General features: G+C 44.0%; 2 protein-coding genes. One reads left to right on the forward strand and one right to left on the reverse strand.

Going from position 1 to position 2,616, the window contains the following annotated elements; genetic code table 11:
* Positions 1-46 precede the first annotated feature (46 nt).
* Complete coding sequence (ilvC, locus tag AB4558_RS21730; protein ID WP_372075044.1) at positions 47-1,531, reverse strand: ketol-acid reductoisomerase; 1,485 nt, start codon at positions 1,529-1,531, stop codon at positions 47-49.
* Between the two features lie 146 nt (positions 1,532-1,677).
* Between ilvC and ilvY the strand changes: the two genes are divergently transcribed.
* The gene (gene ilvY / locus AB4558_RS21735; protein ID WP_065113339.1) at positions 1,678-2,568 is read left to right on the forward strand and encodes an HTH-type transcriptional activator IlvY; all 891 of its coding nucleotides are present in this window, start codon (positions 1,678-1,680) and stop codon (positions 2,566-2,568) included.
* Positions 2,569-2,616 lie beyond the last annotated feature (48 nt).

Genomic DNA, 2,616 nt, shown 5'->3' on the forward strand with positions numbered 1-2,616 from the left:
GCTAATCCGCGATGAACCTATTTTTATTCAGTGATGAACTGGAAGATTAACCGCCAACAGCGATACGCTTCATGTCGCTCATGTAGCTACGTAGCTCTTCACCAATGTATTCTACAGGGTGGTTACGGATAGCTTCGTTTACTTCAATTAGCTTAGCGTTATCAACTTGGTTAGATGTCTCACCTAGACCACGGCCGATGACGTCCGTTGCTACTGAAGGCATGAACTTCTCACGTAGTAGCGGTGTTGCTACGTTAGCGAATAGGTAGTTACCGTACTCAGCAGTATCAGAGATTACAACGTTCATTTCGTAAAGACGCTTACGAGCAACTGTGTTTGCGATTAGTGGAAGCTCATGTAGAGATTCGTAGTAAGCAGACTCATCAATGATGCCTGATGCCGTCATAGCTTCGAATGCTAGCTCAACACCGGCACGAACCATAGCAACCATTAGGATACCGTTGTCGAAGTACTCTTGCTCTGAGATTTCTACGTCAGAAGCTGGGTAGTTTTCGAATGCAGTTTCGCCTGTCTCTTCACGCCAGCCTAGTAGGTTCACGTCATCGTTCGCCCAGTCAGCCATCATTGTGCTAGAGAAGTGACCAGAGATGATGTCATCCATGTGCTTGTTGTAAAGCGGACGCATTAGGTCTTTAAGCTCTTCAGAAAGCTCAAACGCTTTAACTTTAGCCGGGTTAGATAGGCGATCCATCATGTGAGTTACGCCACCAAACTTAAGTGCTTCAGTAATCGTTTCCCAACCGTATTGTAGAAGCTTGCCTGCGTAGCCAGGTTCGATGCCATCAGCAATCATCTTCTCGTAAGATACGATAGAACCCGCTTGTAGCATGCCACAAAGGATAGTTTGCTCACCCATCAGGTCAGATTTAACTTCTGCTACGAAAGAAGACTCTAGGCAACCTGCACGGTGACCACCAGTACCTGCAGCCCAAGCTTTAGCGATATCCCAGCCTTCGCCTTTAGGGTCATTTTCTGGGTGAACAGCGATCAGTGTTGGAACACCGAAACCACGCTTGTACTCTTCACGTACTTCAGAACCTGGACACTTAGGTGCAACCATTACAACGGTAAGGTCAGCACGTAATTGCATGCCTTCTTCAACAACATTGAAACCATGAGAGTAACCAAGAGCAGCGCCTTCTTTCATTAGAGGCATTACTGTCTCAACAACATTAGTGTGTTGCTTATCAGGAGTAAGGTTAATAACTAGGTCTGCTTGAGGGATTAGCGTTTCGTAGCTACCAACTACAAAGCCGTTTTCGTAAGCATTCTTGAATGATTGACGCTTCTCATCAATTGCAGCTTGGCGTAGAGCGTAAGATACGTCTAGACCAGAATCACGCATGTTTAGACCTTGGTTTAGGCCTTGAGCACCACAGCCAACAATGACGATCTTTTTACCTTCAAGGTATTCAGCTTCTGTCGCGAATTCTTCACGATCCATGAAACGGCAGCGACCTAGTTGGTCTAGTTGCTCACGAAGGTTTAATGTATTGAAATAGTTAGCCATTGTAGGGCACTCCTTTAAAAATAAGTCCGTAAGGTCGATATCTCTCTATCGAATGACTTCATACTAAAACAGACACTCCGTTGCTGAAAGTGATATATTCACAATTAGTTATTGCAATAAATGCAACATGGAAACGATCACAGAACATGAACATAAAATCTCTACAATTATTTATACATTTATGTGATAGCAAGAGTTTCAGCAAAACAGCTGCTGCTATGCACGTCAGTCCTTCTGCCCTTAGTCGTCAAATACAAAAGCTTGAGGAAGAAACAGGGCAAGAACTGCTTATCAGGGATAATCGAAGTGTTGACCTCACACCAGCAGGGAAACATCTGTTACCTGTGGCATTGAGCATCGTTGGCGAGTGGCAGCAGTATAATCTTCACCTAAAAGGCGGAGAACAGGAGCTCAAGGGTGAGATCCGTATTTTCTGTTCCGTAACAGCAAGCTACAGTCACCTTCCTGAACTCATTACCGAATTCAGGGCTATTCATCCGTATATTGAGTTTAAGCTCTCTACCGGTGATCCAGCGCAATCCATCGACAAGATACTGAATGATGAAGCTGATATTGCTATTTCAGCTAAACCAGACATTTTGCCTTCAAGATTAGAATTCGAAACCATTAGCGATATACCACTGTCAGTAATCATCCCATCCGGTGTCAGTAGCTTTAGTCAGCAACTTCAATCCGAAAAGCCAAATTGGAATGAGGTACCTTTTATCATTCCCGAAGCAGGCACTGCCCGTGAACGTGCGAATTCATGGTTCAAAAAGATGAAGATTAAGCCCAGCATTTACGCTCAGGTATCTGGGCATGAGGCGATTGTAAGTATGGTTGCGCTAGGTTGTGGAGTGGGTATAGCTCCTGATGTCGTCATTAACAACAGTCCAGTGAGAGATAAAGTCGATCGCTTAAAAATAGAACCAATCAAACCCTTTGAATTAGGCGTTTGCTGTAAACGATCTCAACTTGAGAACCCACTGATTAGAGCGTTTTGGCAAGTAGCCGAAGGAAAATATCTCCCTGACTAGTTAACTTTAGATATGCTGGTTAAGGGAATAATACCAATTAAAGTAAAA

The organism is Vibrio sp. 10N.222.51.C5, assembly GCF_041474575.1.
Classification (GTDB): Bacteria; Pseudomonadota; Gammaproteobacteria; order Enterobacterales; family Vibrionaceae; genus Vibrio; species Vibrio crassostreae_C.